The following is a 19,411-nucleotide window of genomic DNA, read 5'->3' on the forward strand; positions in this document are numbered from 1 at the left end:
TTTTTATATTTTTAATTACTTACTCTAGTCCCAATACAATTCCCTCTGCTATTATCTCAGCCATTTCTAATACAAATGAAAGTCTTATATTATGAAGAGAAACACTACTGCCGTTATCTAGCTTCTCTACTATTCCTATTATTGACAAATCACCTACTGAAGGAAGGTTTTTACCTACACCTTTGCCTGGATCTATAGGACCACTTCTTATTTGAATAGTACCTATATTATCTTCTTCTCCTAAACATGCATCTATAGCAATTATAAAAGCATTAGGATGCCTTGACTTAATGCTAGCTACTCTATTCCTTAAATTAAGTGCATGTAATGGTCTTTTTAACGTGCCATATACAGGAAAGCTAAAATCTCTTCTTATTAAAGTAGTTCCCACTAAGGGTCCCAAACAATCGCCTATACACTTGTCCGTTCCAATACCTACGATTATTATGTCATCATATCTAGGGTAGGAGTCAAAATATGTACTTAGATAATTGCCAATTGCCTTCACTGCTCCGTACCTTTCGTCAATATGAGTAGTTAACATTTTTAGATTTTTCATTATCCTTCCTCCTTATGCTTTAGTAGATAATAATACTTATTTAGAAGAAGGCTAGATTATTCTTAAAAGCTTGTATTATTTTTCATGAATAAACAGCAAAAAAAGACAAATAATAACTATTAAAAGGAGTGGTGGATAATGAAAAATAGAAGACTTTTGTATATATGGCTAGTTATTATACTTACTATTTTAACTGTGGGAGTAGTTTCTAGTATGAGGATAGATAATACAAACACAGAAATTTACGACAAGTTAGATACGAATATAAGATATGGAAGAGCGAGCTTGATATTGGTCGCATAAATTTGGTTCTCGTTGCGTTTGACCTACCTACAATTTTCTGAGAAAGACATTCAGAAAATTGGGTTAGGTCATTTTCCGCAGTCTCGAAACACAAATTTGCTTACTCCTTTCAGTCGTGCAAATTTGGTTCTCGTTGCGTTTGACCTACCTACAATTTTCTGAGAAAGACATTCAGAAAATTGGGTTAGGTCATAAAAAAGCGAGATGATTTGATCATCTCGCTTAAAATATGGTCGGGGTGGAGGGACTCGAACCCCCGGCCCCATGGTCCCAAACCACGTGCGCTACCAAACTGCGCTACACCCCGTAAAATTGCTACCTTCTTATTATAAGTGATAAGAATAATAAAAGCAATTCTATTTTTATGCCGTTAAAGTTAATTTAGAGCTTATTTTCAACAATAAGGTTACATAATCTCGAAATTTCAGTGACTAGTTAATTTTCTTTATGCTTTTCCGATTATACATGTATAATTAGTTTAAAGTTTAATGATATGGGTAAAACAATTATTGACATATAAATAAGCATATGATAATATTTTTCATGAAAACAATAGAACATTACTTACCTTATTAAGAGCGGTGGAGGGAATAGGCCCAGTGAAGCCCAGCAACCAGCAGTTTTTAGCTGCAAGGTGCTAAATCCTACAGAATGTAAGTTCTGAAAGATGAGGTCTAAGAAATAATTCCTCTTCTTTTTAGAAGAGTTTTTTTTATCTGAAAAAATGCAAACAATAAATTATGAATATACATGGAGGTTATGTGATGAGAAAGTGGCTATTTACTTCAGAATCTGTTACAGAGGGACATCCGGATAAAATTTGTGACCAAATATCAGACTCAATATTAGATGCTATCCTTGAAAAAGATCCTATGGCTAGAGTTGCTTGTGAAACTTCAGTTACTACGGGGCTTGTGCTAGTAGCAGGAGAAATCACTACTGAATGCTATGTGGACATACCAAAGGTGGTTAGAAAGACTATTGAAGATATTGGTTATACAAGGGCAAAATATGGCTTTGACTGTGATACATGTGCAGTGCTTACATCTATAGATGAGCAATCGCCAGACATTGCAATGGGAGTCAATGAGGCATTGGAGCATAGAGTTCAAAAGACTGATGAGTTTGATATTACTGGTGCAGGAGACCAAGGTATTATGTTCGGTTTTGCTTGTAATGAAACTCCAGAACTTATGCCTCTTCCAATATCATTAGCTCATAAACTAGCTATAAGACTAGCTGAGGTTAGAAAAAATGGAACTTTAGACTATTTAAGACCAGATGGAAAGACTCAAGTTACAGTAGAATATCATGATAATAAACCAGTAAGGGTAGATGCAATAGTAGTATCTACGCAGCATAGCCCAGAGGTTGAACTAAAGACTATAGAGAAGGATATAAAAGAACATGTAATATCAAAAATAGTTCCGCCAAATCTAATAGACTCAGACACTAAGTACTATATAAATCCTACAGGTAGATTTGTTACAGGTGGACCACAGGGAGATGCGGGACTTACAGGTAGAAAAATAATAGTAGATACATATGGTGGATATGCGAGACATGGTGGTGGAGCATTTTCAGGAAAGGACCCAACAAAGGTTGACCGTTCTGCTGCATATGCTGCTAGATATGTTGCTAAGAATGTGGTAGCAGCTGGACTTGCAGATAAATGTGAAGTTCAACTTGCCTATGCCATAGGTGTAGCTAAGCCTATTTCAATATTAGTAGATACATTTGGAACAAATAAAATTGAAGAAAGTAAAATAGAAGAGCTTATCAGCAAACACTTTGACTTAAGACCAGCAGCTATCATTAAAAATCTTGACTTAAGAAGACCTATATATAGACAAATAGCAGCCTATGGACACTTCGGAAGAGAGGATTTAGACCTTCCATGGGAAAAGACAGATAAGGCAGAGGTGCTAAGAAAAGAAGGATTAGGAGAATAAAAATAATTTTAAATGAAGGAGAAGTACAAAAGTCATTTATGGACTTTGTGCTTCTCCTTATTGTTTTTTTGATATTTCTTAATTCTCTATCCCTGCAAACACTAGTTAAGCAGTAATTATATGACTATTTTTATAGTTTTGATTTTCAACTTTCAATTCTCAATTTTTAATTGATTTATCCTGACTTTCCTGCAAGTCCCGATTTAACTCAATTAATCAAATCAGTTATCATTAAATTACCGGTAGAACACAGAAGTACTTCTAAAAAAAGAAAGGAGGTGGAACCATGGCAGTTAATGCTGTAATTAAAGAAACAAAGCTAAAGCTTCAACTTGATGGCGGACTTAATGAAAAAGGCACTCAAATAGTAAAGGCTAAAACATTTTCAAAGGTAAAGACAGATGCAGCTAATGAGAATATATTTTCAGCAGCAGAGTCATTAGCAGGCCTACAAGAAATGCCTCTTATAGGTATAAAAAGAATAGATGAAATTGACCTTCAAGAAGAATAGGAAGTAGACTGGGGACTTTCCCAGGGGTTTGGGTATGTCCCCTGACATAAAGCATAAGAGAGGAGGTGAAATCAATGGCAAATAGACGACTTGAAATGGTGTTTAAGAACCAAAAAGACAAAACAAGTAGATTATCTATAGATAATCCAAGAGAAGATATCACTGAATCAGATATTAGAACAGCTATGGAAAACATAGTATCAACTAATATATTTGAAACAGCAGACGGAGATTTAGTCTCTGTAGTATCAGCAAGAATAGTGAGCACAGACGTAGAAGAGTTTGAACTATAGTCAGAAACTAACAAGTAAAGTCGGGGGCATATTAGCAATAGTCCTCGACTTATTCATATCAAGAAACTATTTTGATATTCTAAATGAAATAAAGGATCTTAGGCAGTAGTTGAAAGGAGGTCTTATGATGGAAGAGGTTTACACTCAAATAGCCAACCTAGGCTTTCCCATAGCCGTATCAGTATACCTACTTGTACGAATAGAAGGAAAGCTAAATAAGCTAACTGAAAGTATAACTGAGCTTTCGAAGACCATAGCTAGTATGAAATAGGGCTATATTAGATGTAGGGCGATTACAAATCGCCCTATAAGAGTAACAGCTATGAAGCAAAAGTTAGTCTTGCAAATTGGAAGTTGCTATTTTATTTACCATAAAATAGCATGCATGCATTGACACCGAACGCACGTTCGATTATAATTAAAATATGATAGGATAAGTCTCAGGTTAGATGTAGAGGTTATCTATTAAACTAGCCTTTATAGCAAGAAAGGAGTTGAGGAAAATGAAAAATATAGAAGAGCTTGTATCAAAGGAAATCGTTGCATTTTTACCATTTTACATAGAAGGTAATTCTACAAAAGTAATCACTAATAAACAAAATGAAGAATACATATACAAAAGCATAAAAACATTCATAACACTATTATCCAAGTATTTCATGGTTGACTTGAACTCGTCTAGGCAATACTATGGAAAGATTATCGGTTCTACAAACATAGTCCCGTTACCATTTAACAAGGACAATATATTTGTACCACTAAAGGTAAGAAAAGCCATATCCAAAAATGATGGTTCTTTTGGATATTTTAATATAGGTTTCATAAAAGATATTATTGAGAAAAACAAGAAGGTATATGTTTTGCTAAAAAAGGGGGACTGTATAGAAGTACTTCAAGGGATAGAGACTGCAAAAAAGAATTTAAGGAATGGATATATTGTAAAACAAGCATATTTCAAAAGGGTCGGGGTTAATATCATGGAAGAACAGGAGATTTATGGGGAACTAAATAAGCCTGCGACCAAGGGAGATATTGTAGCCCTAAGAAACGAGCTACTAGACATTAAGATTAATCTGTTGAAGTCTTCTAGTTCTAGTGTATAATAATTGTAAGGACAGTTGAACAGTAGGGGAGCAATTCCCCATTCTCAATTTTTAATTTTTATAAATGATGCTGGAGGTAGCTATGGTAACCCTTCAAGGAACAATAGAAGAAATCATTTTTCATAACGAATCTAATGGCTACACTATTGCAATACTTGAAACTGATGATGATGTAGTCACTATTGTAGGATATATACCTATTATTAGTCTAGGAGAGACTCTTAGAGTGCAGGGAGAATGGACACATCATGCTAACTATGGTCAACAGTTTAAGATAGATACCTATTCTACAGTAGTGCCTGCTACATTAAATGGTATTATCAAATATCTTTCCTCTGGCCTAATCCCAGGTATTGGACCAAAAACTGCAGAGAAAATTGTGGAGAAATTTGGAGTAGATTCTTTAGATATACTACAATATAATCCTGATAAATTAAGTGAAATTCCAGGTTTAGGAGAGAAAAAGATTGAAAAAATAGCGGAAGCATTTATTGAACAAAGAGAGCTAAGAGATATTATGATATTTCTCCAAAACTACGGTATAGGACCTAATTATGGAATACGAATATATAAAAAGTACGGGGCAGAGGCCATTATTAAGATAAAAGAAAATCCATATAGATTGTCAGAGGATATAGTAGGTATCGGCTTTAAAATGGCAGATAAAATAGCACAAAGTATGGGTGTGGATTTTAGGTCACCTTATAGAATAAATGCAGGAATTAAATTTAAACTAATGGAATTTTCAGCAGAGGGTCATACATATGCACCCCATGAGCTTCTAATCATGCAGACAGCAGAGTTATTAAATGTAGATCAGGAGCTAGTAGTAGATGGAATAAAAAGCTTAGCCATCAATCAAGAAATACAGCTTGAAAGGTTAGATGGTGATGAAATATGCGTATATTATATGCCTTTTTACTATGCTGAGACCAATGTGTGTAAAAAAATAATTGAGCTATCTAGAGCTGAGGTAAAAAGCATTGATGTAGATGTAAACAAAGCCATAGAAGATATTGAGAAAGAAGATAATATAAAATTTGCAGAAAAGCAGAAGGAAGCCATAAGACAGGCTGTAGAAAATGGTCTTTTAGTAATTACAGGTGGTCCAGGTACTGGAAAGACTACTACTATAAATAGTATTATAAAGCTTTTTGAATCTAAAGGCTTCACAGTTACACTAGCAGCACCAACAGGAAGAGCGGCAAAGAGAATGAGTGAAGCTTCAGGAAAAGAGGCTAAAACCATTCATAGACTTTTAGAATATGGATTTGTAGATGACGAGCTAGGAATGGACTTTGCTAAGGACGAAGGTACTCCAATAGAAGCCGATGTAGTCATTATAGATGAGATGTCAATGGTAGATATACTTCTCATGAATAATCTCACGAAGGCAATATTACCAGGTACTAGGCTTATATTAGTAGGAGATATAGACCAGTTGCCTTCAGTAGGGGCCGGTAATGTTCTTAGGGATATCATAAATAGTAAAATTGTAAAGGTAGTAAAGCTAGATGAGATTTTTAGACAAGCAAGTGAAAGCATGATAGTAGTTAATGCCCATAGAATAAATAAAGGTGAAGCACCATATCTAAACGTAAAAGGCAAGGACTTCTTCTTTATGACTAGATTAAGTTCTGAAAGCATAGTAGATACTATAATAGAGTTAAGTAGGGAGAGATTACCTAGGTTTAATGGATATGATCCTGTTAGGGATATTCAGATACTTACTTCTATGAAGAAAGGAGATGTAGGAGTAAATTCTCTAAATGAAAAGCTTCAGCAGGCGTTGAACCCTAAGCATCATTTAAAAGCAGAAAAGAAGTCAGGAGATATGCTTTTTAGAGTAGGGGATAAGGTAATGCAGATAAAGAATAACTATAAAACTAAGTGGACTCTTGAAGAAAAGGATGGAAGTATTACTGAGGGCGAAGGAGTTTTTAATGGAGATTTTGGTTTTGTAACCAATATTGATGAAGAAGAAAGCGAGCTTACAGTATTATTTGACGACAACAAAGAAGTGATATATAGCTTTAATCAGCTTGATGAGCTAAGACTAGCCTATGCTACGACTATTCATAAAAGCCAAGGAAGTGAATTCCCTGTAGTCATTATGCCAGTATGCTGGGGACCACCTATGCTCCTTACAAGAAATCTATTATATACAGCCATTACAAGAGCAAAAGAATTAGTCGTACTAGTAGGTATGGAAAAATACATGCATATGATGATTAATAATAATAGAATATTAAAAAGATATTCAGGCTTAGATAAAAGACTTTTAAAGGTTTTTAATATGATGATGAGGTAAAAAACGTCCAATGGGTATTTTATAATTGATGATTTAAAATTATAAAAGACAATTTTTGTCACCCTGAGGCGGACAGGATAAGCCTTACTTACGAAGGTTCTTCAACGAAGGATATAAATTCTGGAGGGTTTATTATGGCAAGAAATGAAAGCCTATTAAAAAAGCTGTGCAACTCCGCCCTAGACCTTATTTTCCCAGAAGAAGGAGTGTGCTTCTATTGTGAACGATGCCATGAAGAAGTGAGGGAAGACCATGTATGCAATGATTGTAAGAACAAGCTCTTCTTTATAAATGAAAACAAGTGTTCAGTTTGTGGGAAACCTACATACCAAGGCGATTTATCACAAAGGTGTAACTATTGTATAAAAAAAGACTTCTATTTCAAAAAGGTTATTTCTCCACTAGAGTTTACTGGACTCTTAAGGAAAGCCATCTATAGATATAAGTATGAATCAAAGCCCTATATGTACAAGTCCTTTGGAGAGTTTATGCTATATGCTTTTGAGAAAGAAAATATTACGAATATTGACCTTATTGTTCCTGTGCCTCTTCATAGGTCAAGGAAAGCAGAGAGAGGTTATAATCAAGCTGAACTTTTGGCTAAATATCTTTCATCAAAGCTAGGTATACCTTTAAATAGTAGAAATCTTATAAGAACAAAAGCTACTAAAATACAAAATAAACTATCGAGACATGAAAGAGAGCAGAATTTAAAAGATGCTTTTATAATTAGACAAAGCAATGTATTTAAGGACAAAAGAATTTTATTAGTAGATGATATATTTACTACAGGTGCTACAGTTAATGAATGTTCAAGAATTCTCATGGAATGTGGTGTCAAAGAAGTATATGTCATTACAATTGCTACAGGAAGATATAATTAGGACTTTGTTATTAATTTCGAGAAAAAAAGAAGGATTTTATCAAAAAATATCGAAAGTATTTTGTATGTAGTAATCTTTAAAAGTTTGTAATCTCTAACTTATCTTGCTTCAGGGGGTGAAATTGATGGGTATCAGGAACTGTAGAAAGTGTGATAGAATTTTTGCAGATGATAATTTTGACTTGTGTCCAATATGTAGAGATAAAGATATGGAAGAGTTTAAGAGAGTAAAAGATTATCTATATGACTATCCAGGTGCAGACATTCAGACTGTCTCACGGGAAACTAATGTAAGTACAAAGAAGATTATTAGATTTTTAAGAGAAGGAAAGTTAGAGATTAGAAGTGATAGCCCTAATCTACTACTGGATTGTGAAAGATGTGGCACATTAATTAACACAGGAAGATTTTGTAATAAATGTATTGCTGAAATGGAAAAAGAATTTAAGAGTGTATTGCCTAAAAAAGAGCCTTCTCCTAAAAAAATTACGGGAAAAGATAGCGATAGAATGTATGTTGCTAATAGACGTAAGAAATAAAATTAAAGTTATACCCTATTTCTACCGATAATAAAAATATAGACGGAAAGAAATGGGGTGTTTTTGTATGAAAATCTTTAATTCTAACAATAGCAATATAAATAAGTTAATTCAAGCCTATAGAAAGCAGGGAATTAATAAGGAAGGTACTACAACAGGTAAAGCCAGTAAAAATGATGAGCTTAGCTTATCAGACGTGGCTAGAGACTATCAATTTGCATTGAATGCAATAAAAAATGTACCAGATATAAGAAAAGAAAAGGTAGATGCCATAAAAGAACAGATTAGGACGGGGACATATGTAGTAGATGCGGGGAATATAGCTGAAAAGATGCTCGAGAGTATTAATTTTGATAGAAAAGTATAAGGTAGGGGCGATATTATGAAAATACTAGTAGAAGAACTAAAAGAAGTATTATTGGAAGAACTAAATATATACGAAGAAATGCTTGAATTGACAATCAAAAAAACAGATATCATAGCTAATGGAAAAATTAATGATTTAGATAATATTACCCAATTGGAAAACAGTGCTATATTGAGACTAGGAAAGCTTGAGGATAGAAGAGAGAAGGTAGTAAATAATATTCAAAAACAACTAGGGACGGAAGAAGCTTCGACTATAACAGATATATTAAATAAGCTTAGTGATGCTGATAGTATAAAACAAGAAATAGATAATATTACTAGAAAGCTGGCCAAGGTACTCAACACCTTAAAAGAAAAAAATGATTTAAACAGCTTACTTATTAAAGACACCCTAGAGTATATTGAATTGAATATCAATCTTTTGACTAATGTATCTGAACGAGGAATATATAATAACAGGGTACAAAAGGAAGATACTTCACAAAAAATTAGCTTATTTGATACTAAAGCATAGAAAGGTAGGAGATTATAAATGTCTTCTTTTAGAGGATTATCTATAGGAATATCAGGTCTTTATGCAAATAAAAGATCATTAGATACAATTTCACATAATATATCAAATGCAGACAACCCTTTGTATGTAAGACAGCAGGCAATACATTCAGAATCAAGATATTCTAGAATTAATGTGACTCATTCTTTAGGAACAGGAGTAGACGTTCAACAAATTAGACAGATAAGAGATGAGTTTTTAGATTCAAAGATTAGGAAAGAAGCATCAGAGTTTGGCTTTTGGCTATCAAGTTCAAATGTATTTGGACAAATAGAAGGTATAGTGGGAGAACTCTCAGAGGATGCGCTACAAGGAGTTATGGATAAGTTTTGGAATACATGGGAAGAGGTAGCCAAAGATCCAAGCAGTCTAACTGTGAGGGGGCTATTAAGAGAGAGAGCTATTGAGTTTGTGGGAACTGTAAATCATATGTATGAGCAGCTAGAAAGCCTGCAATTTAATCTTGATAAGAATATCCGAGACATGGTAGATGAAGTTAATCAGCTAGTCAAAGGAATAGGAGAGCTTAATACTAAAATAATGGCAGCAGAAGCAATGGGATCTACGGCTAATGATTATAGAGATACGAGGAATGGATATCTAGATAGATTGTCCCAGATTATAAAGGTAGACATATATACTAGTAACAACGGTGCTGCAAATGTAGTTCTTGGAGGAAGGCACATAGTCTCGGATGGGAATTTCAGGCAATTAGAGGCTAAAAATAATGGAAGTCCATTTGTAGATATACACTGGGCTGATACAGGAGAGAAGCTATCAGAGGAAAGAGATATAAGAGATGGAGAGCTATTAGGGTTAATATATGCTAGAGGATATTATGACCAAGAAAAAGACATAACTGATGTGACTGAGTACAAATATATAATACCTACTTTGAAGAAACAGCTTGATGAATATGTAAAGGGTATAGCAGAGGCTGTTAATAAGCTACATAGGCAAGGATATACTTTAACTGGGAAAAATGGCAATGACTTTTTTGTTAATAGAGATCCAAGTAAATCTACATGGGCTGGTAATATAAAAATAAGCGATGCCATAGATTCTTTAAGTGAAATAGCAGTTTCTGCAGGCTACATAGCAGATACAGAACCTAGAGAAATTGGAGATGGGAAAATTGCAGAGGCTATTGCAAAGCTAAGATATGGCGGACTATTTACAGAAGGTAAATATGAAGGATTTAATATAGAAGCAGATTTAAGCATTACTTTTCTAGGAAAAACTACAACAGATAATTTTTATAGAGATATAATAACTGACTTTGGAATAGCTGCCAACAAAGCTGTTACCATGAAGGATTCTCATGAAATGGTAATGAATCATATAGATGATAAAAGAATTTCCCTATCTGGAGTTTCTTTGGATGAAGAGATGACAGAGATGATTAAATTTCAACATGCGTACAATGCCAATGCGAGGCTAATAAATGCTATAGATGAGATGATAGAGCAAATTGTAAACAGAATGGGAGTAGTTGGGAGGTAGATGATTAAATGTCTGGTTGGATAGGATTTAACACAGCAGTTTCAGGACTATTAACTAGTCAGAGAAAACTATATGTAACAAATCACAATATTGCAAATGCAAACACTGAAGGGTATTCAAGACAGGTAGCAACTCAGAGTTCTACTGCCCCACATCGCTTACCCGGTATAGGTTTTGTAGGGACAGGTACAACTATTACTTCTGTAGATAGAGTAAGGGATTCGTACCTTGACTATAAATACAGAACGGAAAATGCTGCTTTAGGCGAATGGGAGGTAAAAAGAAATACGTTATTGGATATAGAGCATATATTGAAGGAAACACAGCATGAAGGTCTTAGCAAATATGTTGATGGATTCTTTAAATCTTTAGAGGATTTAAGCAAAAATCCAAGTGATGATTCCTATAGGGTTGCAGTTAGAGAAAAGGCTATAGCATTGACAAATCATCTCAATGAAACAGTTACTAAATTATATAATCTAGAAAAGGATGTAAACTATCAAATAAATGCTCAAATTAAAAAAGTTAATGATATAGGCTCTCAGATAAGGAATCTAAATGAGCAAATATATAAATTAGAGATAGATGGTCAAAAGGCTAATGATTTAAGAGATAAAAGAGACCTATTAGTTAGCGAACTATCTAAGATAGTAAATGTACAAGTAAGCGAACAAGATGGGAAATTCAAGGTGTCTATAGGAGGAGCTTCTCTAGTAGAGCATTCGACTCTTAGTAGACTGCAAGACCCACCAAGAACTATAGCAAGTGAGATGAGTGGAGAAAGTCTTGTACAGATTGAATGGGAGAATGGAAATAAAGTAGCACTAAAGACTGGAGAGCTAAAAGGATTATTAGATGTTAGAGATGGGTCAGGAATTAATGGTGAATATGGTGGGATACCATATTATATTGAAAGACTTAATGACTTCGCAAATATATTCGCAAAAAAAATAAATGAAGTACATAAAGAAGGATATACTGCAGAAAATGTTGCTGGTGGAGATTTTTTTGAGGCATTAGGTGGCGGGGATATTAAGGCAAGTAATATAAGAGTTCATTCTGATATTATAAAGAGCTTAAGCAATATAGCAGCTGGAAGAAATCCTGAAGATACTACAGAGCCTATAGATCCAAATGGTGTAGAGAATAACAAAAATATATTAGAACTTTTAAAATTGCGAGAAAGCAAAAAATTCTTTAGTGAAAGCGTACACGCTCAAGGTACGCCAGAGGATTATATGGTATCAATACTATCCACACTTGGTGTAGATAGTCAATATGCTATAAGAATGCAAGATAACCAAAAAATTATACTAAATGGTATTGAAACTAGAATAGATTCAGTATCTTCAGTAGACCCTGATGAGGAAATGGCAGATATGGTTAAGTTCATGAAAACATATACTGCATCAGCAAAGATGATAAGCACACTAGATGCAATGCTTGATATAACAGTAAACAGACTGGGATTAGCAGGGAGGTAGATAAGTAAATGAGAATAACAAATAGCATGTTAGTTAGAAACATGATGACTAACCTAAATAAAAACATGAAGAGAATGAGTAAACTACAAGAGCAATACCAATCAGGAAAGTTATTTCAGCTTCCTTCAGATAATCCAATAGGGGTATCGAAAAGCTTGAAACTATATACAGATAAGTCTAAAATAGAGCAATACAAAACTAACCTTAGAGATGCCATAGCGTGGATGTATACTACAGAGGATGCTTTAGACCAGATGGGAGAGGTACTGAAAAGAGCTAGTGATCTTACTATAAGGGCTTCGAATGACACTTTTAAAGAGGATGATTTACAAGCAATTAGGGCGGAAATTAGAGAATTAAGGGAACAAGTTATTCAAGCTGCAAATACTACACATGCAGGACGACATGTGTTTTCAGGATATAAGACTGATAAGCCTCTATTAGTAACAGGAGAAGACGGAGTGACTAGGTATAATATAGATCTTGAAAGCACAGAGGTTTCTACATATAATGTTGGAGTTTCAGAGAATATAGAGGTAAACACAGTAGGTATTAAGGTTTTTGGTGTGGGCGATGCAAATTATCAAGCAGCCTCTGTTACCAATACGGATGAGCCTTATGTTATAAAAGTGTTTGACAATATTATTAAGGCATTAGGATCTGGTACTGAAGAACCAGATAAAGAAGAACTAAGGAAAAATATAGATGTGATAAAAGAAGTTTTTAGAAACACCGTACAAGTAAGAGCAGAAATAGGTGCTAAGACTAATAGGCTAGAAATGACAGAAAAGAGACTAGATTCAGACGCTGTAAACTTCACTAGGCTCCTTTCAGAAAATGAAGATGCAGACTTAGCAGAAGTCATAATGAACTTCAAAATGGCAGAGAGTGTATACCTAGCATCAATGTCATCAGGGGCTAGGATAATACAACCAAGCCTAATAGACTTTTTAAGATAATAAGCGCACTGGGACATTCCTATGCTTCTAGGTGTGTCCCCATGTTTTTATAGAGGTGATATGTATGCCACTAAGTATAACAACCATCAAAGGGCAAATAGGCATCGAAACAACAAATGCATATCTAGACTTAAGACAGCCTAAGGGTGAGCAATCTATAAGGCAAATTAAGCCTCAAATGATAATAGATAGAGAACTACCTAAGGTTCTTATAGATCAATCTCAGCCCTTTGCAGAAGCGGGGAGAAAGCCTTGGTCACAGGTAGCAGAAGAATATGCACAGATGGGTAGGCAACAAGCACTAGAAGGTATAGCCAGAATAGTAGATGATGGAAATAGAATGGCTATGATACAGAGAAAGATGCCTGACGCAATTCCGGAAATAGCTTTAAAGAATTCAACACCTAAGCAACATGAGTTTAACTTTGCCATGATACCTACTAGTAGACCAAAGATAGAAGTAATAGGTCATCTGAACATTGACTGGCAGTTAGGGGGAGTAGAATACAGCTACACACCTAGAAAGCCAGAGGGAGACTATCACCCAGGTAAAGTAGATATATATATGAAACAATACCCAAAAACAGAAATTAGATATATAGATAATAGAGTGTAGGGAATGGATATTAACCATTCCCTAATTTTAAATGCAAGGAGGTACACAATGAAAATCATTACAAAACACTTCGGTGAAATAGAAATAGACCATGAAAAAATCATCAACTTTATTGATGGTATTCCAGGCTTCGATGATCAAAAAAGATTCATCATTATCGATAATCCTGATGAAACAGTACCCTTCAAATGGTTACAATCAATAGATGAGCCTGAACTAGCATTTGTCATAATAAATCCATTTGTTTTTAAAGAAGACTATGAGTTTGACTTGCCAAAACATGTTATAGATAAGCTTAAAATTAAAGAAGAAAAAGATGTATTAGTCTATTCAATAGTAGTCATACCAGAAGATATCACACAAATGACGGCTAACTTGCTAGGACCATTGATTATAAATACAAATGAAATGCTAGGAAAGCAAATAGTATTAGATGACAATAGGTACACAACTAAGCATTATATTTTAGAAAATGCTAAAGCTAAAGGTAAGGAGGAGTAGTAAATGTTAATACTTACCAGAAAGATAAATGAAAGTATTGTCATTAATAATAATATAGAAATAATTGTAGCGGGAATAGATGATGGGAAGGTAAAATTGGGTATAAAAGCACCTAAGGATATAGAGATACATAGAAAAGAGATATATGAAAATATAAAGGCTGAAAACAAAGATGCAGCTAAGTCCGCGTCAATAGATTTCTATGAATTGGGTGAGTTATTTAAAAAGTCTGGGCTTTAGTTTGATGTGAGAATAAAGCTTAGATTTTATATAATAAAAAATACAGGGGATAGAGGTGAAAGAATGGATACTGATACTGTAGATTTAGTTTTTGCTAAAGAAGATTCAATTCCATTGAATAAGAGAGAACAAGAAGCTTGGAAGGTAATTATTGCTGATGATGAGGAGGGGGTACACCAGATTACCAAAATGGTTCTTAGTGATTTTGAGGTGTTTGGAAGGAAAATTGAGTTTATTAGCACCTTTTCAGGAGAGGAGACAAGGAAAGCAATAAGTGATAACCCAGATACTGCACTTATACTGCTGGATGTAGTTATGGAGACAGATGATGCAGGTCTTAAAGTAGCTAAATACATAAGAGAAGATTTAAAAAACAACCTAGTTAGAATAGTACTTAGAACAGGTTATCCTGGACATGCACCTGAAAGAAGGGTGATAATAGACTATGATATAAATGATTATAAGGAAAAAACAGAGTTGACTTCTCAAAAGCTTTTTACAACTGTTGTTACAGCCCTTAGATCATATAAGGACATTTTAGTCATAGAAGAAAACAGAAGGGCATTAGAGAGGCTTATTGAATCTTCCCCTAAAATTTTTGAGCTTCAATCCTTAGGCAAATTCGTATCTGCAGTATTATCTCAGATGATTTCCATAATGAACCTAAGCAAAAATACTTTATTTTATAGTACAGCAGGATTTGCAGCTACAAAGGATTTAACTACAGGGGATTTTAAAATTTTAGCAGCTTCAGGAAACTACTTAAATGAGGTCCAAAAAAGTATTAGAGAAGCTTTAAAGCCTAGCATTTTATCTTTTGTAGAAAAGGCGTTAACTAAAAAAGAAAATATTTTTGAAGATGGTAGATATGTAGCATACTTTAGAAGTAAGAATGGAGCAGAGAATATTATTTATACAGAAATAAATAAAGAGCTTAATGCCTTAGATAAGAACCTAATAAATCTGTTTTGCAACAATGTTTCCATAGCCTTTGATAATCTGTATTTAAATAAAGAAATAGAGGATACTCAGAAAGAAATAATCTACGCCTTAGGAGAGGTTACTGAAGGTAGATCCACAGAGATAGGGAATCATATTAAAAAGGTATCGGAGTATTGTGAACTATTAGCTTCTAAATATGGCCTACCTGAAGAAGAAGTAGAGATAATTAAAATAGCTTCTCCAATACATGATATTGGAAAGATAGTTGTACCAGATGCTATACTAAATAAGCCTGGAAAGTTAACACCAGAGGAATTTGAAATAATTAAACAGCATCCAATGAAAGGCTATGAGCTTCTAAGTCGTTTTAATAGGAAGATTCTAAAGATTGCAGCAATTATATCTAGGGACCATCATGAAAAATATGATGGGACAGGCTATCCACAGGGGCTAAAAGGAGAAGGAATACATTTATATGGTAGAATAGCATGTGTAGCTGATGTTTTTGATGCTCTTACTTCTAAAAGAGTATATAAGGATGCTTGGGCAATAGATGATGTACTAGGTTACTTTAAAAAGGAAAGAGGAGGACATTTTGATCCTAAGCTAGTAGATATTCTAATAGATAACATAGATGAATTCCTAGATATCAAGGAAAAAGCTGAAAGAGCCTAGGGGTGATAAAGTTGATAAAAAAAACATCCCTATTTATAAGTCTTTGCTTAATAACTCTATCCATATTTAATTATTCCTACGGAATAGCTGAAAACTATGACTTAAAGAAAGATGTACTAGTTATTAATTCTTACAATAAGGGCTTAAAGTGGACAGATGATATAGTCCGTGGAATAGAATCTATACTACAAGACAAGGCAAACATATATGTAGAGTATATGGATGCAAAGAGAATAGACAATGAAGAATATCATGTAATGCTAAGAGATATATTTAGCCATAAGTTCAAAAACTATTCTTTTGATACCATAATCACTTCTGATGTAAATGCTCTTGCCTTTATGGCTAAATATGGTGTGGAAATATTTCCAAATACCCCATTGGTTTTTTGTGGGGTTGATGCTGTAGAGATACCTGAAGCTCTTCCACCACATACAACTGGGGTCATGGAAACCATAGATATTAAGGAAAATTTAGAGCTAGCCCTATCTCTTCACCAGAAAGCAAAAAGCATACTTGTAATTAGCGACAGCAATGAAACAGGAAAAAACAATAGAGCTGAAGTAGAAGCTTTAAGCCTTCTATATAAGGACTTGTCTTTTCAATATGTTACAGAACTTTCAATGGATGAAATAATCGAAAAAGTAAGCAAATTGGGACAAGAAACTATAATATTAGCACTTTCTTATGTAAAAGATAGTCAAGACAACATATTTAGCTTTCAAGACGTAGCTAAAATCATATCCTCAAATACTAAAGCACCATTTTATAGTACATGGGACTTTTATATAGGAAGTGGAAGTATAGGAGGATATGTAGCTAGCGGTTTTTATCAAGGAGAAAAAGCAGGAGAATTGACATTAAAAATACTAGAAGGAGAAAGTGCAGAAGACATACCTATTGTAGAAAAAAGCCCTAACAAATATATTTTTGACTATGAAAAGTTAAGAGAGTTTGATATAAGAGAACAAGACCTGCCAAAAGACTCTATTATTGTAAACAAGTCCCCATCCTTTTATGAAGAATACAAGCTTATTGTAAATATTACAGTTAGCTTCTTGGTATTTTTAATTATTGTAATCATATTCTTGCTATTAAATATTTCAAAGAGAAAAGCAATAGAAAAGGATTTGCTCATAAAGACAAAAGAAATCAGAGATTTAAATACAAACCTAGAAAATAGAATAGAGGAAAGGACATTAGAGCTTAGTCAGTCAAATGATAAACTAAAGGAAACCTTAGACCTACTTAAGGAAACTCAAAGCTATCTCATAGAAAGAGAAAAAATAAGTGCTTTAGGAGACCTAGTTGGTGGTGTGGCTCATGAAATAAATACACCTATAGGAATTGCCCTAACAGGTGCTACTTACTTAGTTGAAAATACTAGAGAAATTGTAGAAAAGCTAAGCAATAATACTTTAAAAAGAGCAGAGCTTGAGCAGTTTCTGTCTACCGCCACAGATACCAGCCATATCATTCAATCACATATGAACCGTGCATCAAAGGTAATTAGAAGCTTTAAACAGATAGCTGTTGACCAATATACTGGTGATCTACAAACATTTAATTTAAAAAAATATGTAGAGGATGTAATCCTAAGTCTTCATCCAGAGCTTAAGAAGACAAAGATATCCATGGATATAATGGGAGCTGATGATATAGACATAACCACATATCCCGGTGACATTGCCCATATACTGACTAACCTAATAATGAATACCTTATCCCATGGCTATGAGGAATACGAGGAAGGTAAGATAATTATTGAGCTAGACAAGTCACCTAAGGAAGTGACTATACGCTACAAAGACTTCGGTAAAGGAATCAACAATAAAAACCTAAAGAAAATTTTTGAGCCTTTTTACACTACAGCCAGAGGAAAGGGTGGAACAGGCTTTGGATTAAGTATTGTCTATAATCTAGTGACTCAAAGGCTAAAAGGAACTATCATATGTGAAAGTGAGGAAGGAAAGTATACAGAATTTATATTGACTATTCCAGCGGATTTAAACGCAATCCAATCAGAGAAAACAAATTTATAAAAAGTACTAAAGTTTTTTTACTACATGTCCGATAAAATATATGATAGCAAATATAAAAGCTTATAACTCTGGCCAGAGTTAAAAAAATCTTGGCAAGGATGCCAAATCAAAAACAAAATTCAAGGAGGAAGAAAAATGAGAATAGCTAATAACTTAATGGCAGTTAACACTCACAGACAATTAAATATCACTACTGGATACCAAACAAAATCAATGGAAAAATTATCATCAGGTTTAAAAATCAACAGAGCAGGAGATGACGCAGCTGGTCTATCAATCTCTGAAAAAATGAGAAACCAAATCAGAGGACTTCAACAAGCATCATCAAATGCACAAGATGCTATATCTTTAATCCAAACAGCTGAAGGTGCTTTAACAGAAACTCATAACATTCTTAAGAGAATGAGAGAGTTAGTAGTTAAGTCAGGTAACAAAGGAACTATGACAGAAGACGAATTTTCTGCAATACAAGATGAAATCAATCAACTTAACACTGAACTTAGTGGTATAGCACAACGTACAGAGTTTAATGGTAAGAAACTACTTAATGGAGACTATACAGATCAAGTTTTCCAAATAGGAGCAAACTCTGGACAAACTGCAACATTATCAATAGGCAATCTAGGTGCGACAGAATTAGGCGTTCACGATATAGATGTTGAAGATGCTAGTGCAACAATTTCTGGTATGCTAGGCAAAGTTAATGCTGCTATAAGTACTGTATCAGAAGAAAGATCAAAATTAGGTGCTATGCAAAACAGACTTGAATACACTATCAAGAACTTAGATAATGCTGCAGAAAACCTACAAGCTGCAGAATCAAGAATTAGAGATACAGACATGGCTAAGGAAATGGTAGAATTCACTAAACAAAACATTCTACAACAAGCTGCTCAAGCTATGTTAGCTCAAGCTAACCAAGCTCCTCAAGGAGTACTTCAATTACTTAGATAATTGAACATGACTTTGAATAAAAGAGTTAGGGAAAAATTCCCTAACTCTTTTTGCATATATGAATTTAAGCTTTTCCTAGTTCTTGTCGATAATAATAAGAAGGATTGTCGAAAAGACAA

Annotated in this window: 21 protein-coding genes, 1 tRNA gene and 1 riboswitch; of the genes, 20 read left to right on the forward strand and 2 right to left on the reverse strand. The window is 34.0% G+C overall.

The features are described 5' to 3' along the window. Window positions 1-19 precede the first annotated feature (19 nt). On the reverse strand, window positions 20-559 hold the full coding sequence (gene yyaC / locus DW1_RS01355) for a spore protease YyaC (RefSeq protein ID WP_242942415.1): 540 nt from the start codon (window positions 557-559) through the stop codon (window positions 20-22). Between the two features lie 138 nt (window positions 560-697). Here yyaC and DW1_RS15395 point away from each other — a divergent pair, with 138 nt between their 5' ends. Beyond that, on the forward strand, window positions 698-862 hold the full coding sequence (locus DW1_RS15395; RefSeq protein ID WP_159433531.1) for a hypothetical protein: 165 nt from the start codon (window positions 698-700) through the stop codon (window positions 860-862). A gap of 230 nt (window positions 863-1,092) precedes the next feature. Here DW1_RS15395 and DW1_RS01360 read toward each other — a convergent pair. Beyond that, a tRNA-Pro gene (locus DW1_RS01360) sits at window positions 1,093-1,169 on the reverse strand. Between the two features lie 259 nt (window positions 1,170-1,428). Next, window positions 1,429-1,536: riboswitch (SAM riboswitch) on the forward strand. A gap of 90 nt (window positions 1,537-1,626) precedes the next feature. On the opposite strand from DW1_RS01360, the gene metK reads away from it, so the two are divergent. The 19 genes from metK to DW1_RS01455 all read left to right on the forward strand — a co-directional run bounded on the left by metK (window position 1,627) and on the right by DW1_RS01455 (window position 19,292). Next, entirely contained in the window at window positions 1,627-2,814 is a 1,188-nt protein-coding gene (metK, locus tag DW1_RS01365) for a methionine adenosyltransferase (protein WP_074348842.1), read from the forward strand. Window positions 2,815-3,100: 286 nt separating this feature from the next. Then, window positions 3,101-3,325, forward strand: coding sequence for a DUF1659 domain-containing protein (locus DW1_RS01370; protein ID WP_074348844.1), 225 nt, complete (start codon window positions 3,101-3,103; stop codon window positions 3,323-3,325). 74 nt (window positions 3,326-3,399) lie between these two features. Beyond that, window positions 3,400-3,618, forward strand: a complete 219-nt coding sequence (locus DW1_RS01375; RefSeq protein ID WP_074348845.1) for a DUF2922 domain-containing protein — start codon at window positions 3,400-3,402, stop codon at window positions 3,616-3,618. Between the two features lie 127 nt (window positions 3,619-3,745). After that, a complete protein-coding gene (locus DW1_RS01380; protein WP_074348846.1) occupies window positions 3,746-3,889 on the forward strand; it encodes a YvrJ family protein in 144 nt (47 codons plus the stop codon). Between the two features lie 232 nt (window positions 3,890-4,121). Then, window positions 4,122-4,721, forward strand: coding sequence for a hypothetical protein (locus tag DW1_RS01385; protein ID WP_074348848.1), 600 nt, complete (start codon window positions 4,122-4,124; stop codon window positions 4,719-4,721). Window positions 4,722-4,785: 64 nt separating this feature from the next. Continuing rightward, complete coding sequence (locus tag DW1_RS01390) at window positions 4,786-7,032, forward strand: SF1B family DNA helicase RecD2 (protein WP_347499695.1); 2,247 nt, start codon at window positions 4,786-4,788, stop codon at window positions 7,030-7,032. Between the two features lie 134 nt (window positions 7,033-7,166). Beyond that, window positions 7,167-7,916 carry a ComF family protein gene (locus DW1_RS01395; protein WP_074348851.1) on the forward strand — a complete coding sequence of 250 codons (750 nt, stop codon included), beginning with the start codon at window positions 7,167-7,169 and terminating at the stop codon, window positions 7,914-7,916. A 124-nt stretch (window positions 7,917-8,040) separates the two neighbouring features. Then, the gene (locus DW1_RS01400) at window positions 8,041-8,454 is read left to right on the forward strand and encodes a MerR family transcriptional regulator (protein ID WP_074348852.1); all 414 of its coding nucleotides are present in this window, start codon (window positions 8,041-8,043) and stop codon (window positions 8,452-8,454) included. Window positions 8,455-8,521: 67 nt separating this feature from the next. Continuing rightward, on the forward strand, window positions 8,522-8,821 hold the full coding sequence (flgM, locus tag DW1_RS01405) for a flagellar biosynthesis anti-sigma factor FlgM (RefSeq protein WP_074348853.1): 300 nt from the start codon (window positions 8,522-8,524) through the stop codon (window positions 8,819-8,821). Window positions 8,822-8,836: 15 nt separating this feature from the next. Next, window positions 8,837-9,337 (forward strand): flagellar protein FlgN, encoded by a 501-nt coding sequence (locus DW1_RS01410; protein WP_074348854.1) that lies wholly within the window; start codon window positions 8,837-8,839, stop codon window positions 9,335-9,337. 18 nt (window positions 9,338-9,355) lie between these two features. After that, window positions 9,356-10,879 carry a flagellar hook-associated protein FlgK gene (gene flgK / locus DW1_RS01415; protein WP_074348855.1) on the forward strand — a complete coding sequence of 508 codons (1,524 nt, stop codon included), beginning with the start codon at window positions 9,356-9,358 and terminating at the stop codon, window positions 10,877-10,879. Window positions 10,880-10,887: 8 nt separating this feature from the next. Further along, window positions 10,888-12,363 carry a flagellar hook-associated protein FlgK gene (flgK, locus tag DW1_RS01420; protein ID WP_074348856.1) on the forward strand — a complete coding sequence of 492 codons (1,476 nt, stop codon included), beginning with the start codon at window positions 10,888-10,890 and terminating at the stop codon, window positions 12,361-12,363. Window positions 12,364-12,371: 8 nt separating this feature from the next. After that, window positions 12,372-13,322, forward strand: a complete 951-nt coding sequence (gene flgL, locus DW1_RS01425) for a flagellar hook-associated protein FlgL (RefSeq protein WP_074348857.1) — start codon at window positions 12,372-12,374, stop codon at window positions 13,320-13,322. 64 nt (window positions 13,323-13,386) lie between these two features. After that, window positions 13,387-13,938 (forward strand): DUF6470 family protein, encoded by a 552-nt coding sequence (locus DW1_RS01430; RefSeq protein ID WP_074348858.1) that lies wholly within the window; start codon window positions 13,387-13,389, stop codon window positions 13,936-13,938. Between the two features lie 48 nt (window positions 13,939-13,986). After that, window positions 13,987-14,439 (forward strand): flagellar assembly protein FliW, encoded by a 453-nt coding sequence (fliW, locus tag DW1_RS01435; protein WP_074348859.1) that lies wholly within the window; start codon window positions 13,987-13,989, stop codon window positions 14,437-14,439. A gap of 3 nt (window positions 14,440-14,442) precedes the next feature. Then, entirely contained in the window at window positions 14,443-14,679 is a 237-nt protein-coding gene (csrA, locus tag DW1_RS01440; RefSeq protein WP_074348860.1) for a carbon storage regulator CsrA, read from the forward strand. 63 nt (window positions 14,680-14,742) lie between these two features. Continuing rightward, window positions 14,743-16,296 carry a DUF3369 domain-containing protein gene (locus DW1_RS01445; RefSeq protein WP_074349106.1) on the forward strand — a complete coding sequence of 518 codons (1,554 nt, stop codon included), beginning with the start codon at window positions 14,743-14,745 and terminating at the stop codon, window positions 16,294-16,296. A gap of 11 nt (window positions 16,297-16,307) precedes the next feature. Further along, a complete protein-coding gene (locus DW1_RS01450; RefSeq protein ID WP_074348861.1) occupies window positions 16,308-18,338 on the forward strand; it encodes a sensor histidine kinase in 2,031 nt (676 codons plus the stop codon). A gap of 135 nt (window positions 18,339-18,473) precedes the next feature. Continuing rightward, window positions 18,474-19,292: a flagellin N-terminal helical domain-containing protein gene (locus DW1_RS01455; RefSeq protein WP_074348862.1), complete on the forward strand. Its 819-nt coding sequence runs from the start codon at window positions 18,474-18,476 to the stop codon at window positions 19,290-19,292. The last annotated feature ends 119 nt before the right edge of the window (window positions 19,293-19,411 follow it).

The sequence above is a fragment of the Proteiniborus sp. DW1 genome (assembly GCF_900095305.1).
Lineage (GTDB): Bacteria > Bacillota > Clostridia > Tissierellales > Proteiniboraceae > Proteiniborus.

Coding starts and splice junctions, on each gene's coding strand:
- yyaC (WP_242942415.1), bottom strand. CDS start 559: ATGAAAAATCTAAAAATGTTAACTACTCATATTGACGAAAGGTACGGA.
- DW1_RS15395 (WP_159433531.1), top strand. CDS start 698: ATGAAAAATAGAAGACTTTTGTATATATGGCTAGTTATTATACTTACT.
- metK (WP_074348842.1), top strand. CDS start 1,627: ATGAGAAAGTGGCTATTTACTTCAGAATCTGTTACAGAGGGACATCCG.
- DW1_RS01370 (WP_074348844.1), top strand. CDS start 3,101: ATGGCAGTTAATGCTGTAATTAAAGAAACAAAGCTAAAGCTTCAACTT.
- DW1_RS01375 (WP_074348845.1), top strand. CDS start 3,400: ATGGCAAATAGACGACTTGAAATGGTGTTTAAGAACCAAAAAGACAAA.
- DW1_RS01380 (WP_074348846.1), top strand. CDS start 3,746: ATGGAAGAGGTTTACACTCAAATAGCCAACCTAGGCTTTCCCATAGCC.
- DW1_RS01385 (WP_074348848.1), top strand. CDS start 4,122: ATGAAAAATATAGAAGAGCTTGTATCAAAGGAAATCGTTGCATTTTTA.
- DW1_RS01390 (WP_347499695.1), top strand. CDS start 4,786: ATGATGCTGGAGGTAGCTATGGTAACCCTTCAAGGAACAATAGAAGAA.
- DW1_RS01395 (WP_074348851.1), top strand. CDS start 7,167: ATGGCAAGAAATGAAAGCCTATTAAAAAAGCTGTGCAACTCCGCCCTA.
- DW1_RS01400 (WP_074348852.1), top strand. CDS start 8,041: ATGGGTATCAGGAACTGTAGAAAGTGTGATAGAATTTTTGCAGATGAT.
- flgM (WP_074348853.1), top strand. CDS start 8,522: ATGAAAATCTTTAATTCTAACAATAGCAATATAAATAAGTTAATTCAA.
- DW1_RS01410 (WP_074348854.1), top strand. CDS start 8,837: ATGAAAATACTAGTAGAAGAACTAAAAGAAGTATTATTGGAAGAACTA.
- flgK (WP_074348855.1), top strand. CDS start 9,356: ATGTCTTCTTTTAGAGGATTATCTATAGGAATATCAGGTCTTTATGCA.
- flgK (WP_074348856.1), top strand. CDS start 10,888: ATGTCTGGTTGGATAGGATTTAACACAGCAGTTTCAGGACTATTAACT.
- flgL (WP_074348857.1), top strand. CDS start 12,372: ATGAGAATAACAAATAGCATGTTAGTTAGAAACATGATGACTAACCTA.
- DW1_RS01430 (WP_074348858.1), top strand. CDS start 13,387: ATGCCACTAAGTATAACAACCATCAAAGGGCAAATAGGCATCGAAACA.
- fliW (WP_074348859.1), top strand. CDS start 13,987: ATGAAAATCATTACAAAACACTTCGGTGAAATAGAAATAGACCATGAA.
- csrA (WP_074348860.1), top strand. CDS start 14,443: ATGTTAATACTTACCAGAAAGATAAATGAAAGTATTGTCATTAATAAT.
- DW1_RS01445 (WP_074349106.1), top strand. CDS start 14,743: ATGGATACTGATACTGTAGATTTAGTTTTTGCTAAAGAAGATTCAATT.
- DW1_RS01455 (WP_074348862.1), top strand. CDS start 18,474: ATGAGAATAGCTAATAACTTAATGGCAGTTAACACTCACAGACAATTA.